The following is a 924-nucleotide window of genomic DNA, read 5'->3' on the forward strand; positions in this document are numbered from 1 at the left end:
CAACCGCGCGCTCACCGCCATCGGCACAGGACAAGATCCCGCCTTGAGGCTGGTTAGGCTTCGCTTACCAAAAAAGATGACGCTTGCGGGGAACACGGGAAGCACAGGCAAGTTCGGTGCGCAGTGGAGGAGATTGCGCCATGAACAATGTCATTTATCTCATCGGCCTCGTCGTCGTCGTGCTTGCGATCCTCTCCTTCCTCGGATTCCACTAGGAGACACCATGCAGGACCAGGACGATCAGGGCCGTCAGACGGCCGATTTCGACACAGCCAGAAGCGAGCTTTCGGAAAGACTACAACGCGAAAAGCAGACCGCGACGGAAGCGCTCCACGATGCGCGTGACGAGATCACCAGGAAAGCCGGCGATTACGCATCGGAAGCAAAGCAAGCATTGTTCAACAAGGCGGAGGGAACGCAGCGCGACGTGAGCGCCAATCTCAAGGCCTTCAGCGGCGCATTGCGCGCGGCAAGCGAGCATCTTGCCAACAATGATCAACGGACCGCTTCGAAATTCGCCCTTGACGCCGCAGGCGGGCTCGAGCGGCTTTCCTCGTCCCTGAAGGACAAGCCTTTCCACGAGGTGCTTGGCGAAATCCAGTCGTTCGGCCGCGAAAACTCGGGGGCTCTGATCGCCGGTTCGGTATTGGCAGGGCTGGCGTTGGGACGGTTCATCAAGAGCTCGCCACCCTCTGCCCAAAGCGGAGCACCGGGCCAGTCGGGAACAGGCCGGGCGACCGAGACGGGTCCTAGTTCGAGTGAGTCGGGGTGGCGATCGGCAGAGCCAGTTGAGCCAGCCCCGTTAAGATCCGATCAATCCGGCGATGACTGGGCCAATGCAAGCCTGGAGCGAAACCCATGACTGACAACCAGGACACTCGCAGCCTGACAACCCTTGTCAGCGATCTGGCACAGCAGGTCACA

1 protein-coding gene is annotated in these 924 nt (G+C 60.3%); it reads left to right on the forward strand.

The window, feature by feature from the left end:
* On the forward strand, nucleotides 1–862 hold an 862-nt coding region (locus NKH21_RS32695), incomplete at its 5' end, for a hypothetical protein (protein ID WP_352671832.1).
* Between the last annotated feature and the right edge of the window lie 62 nt (nucleotides 863–924).

The sequence above is a fragment of the Mesorhizobium sp. M1329 genome, assembly GCF_040318035.1.
GTDB lineage: Bacteria > Pseudomonadota > Alphaproteobacteria > Rhizobiales > Rhizobiaceae > Mesorhizobium.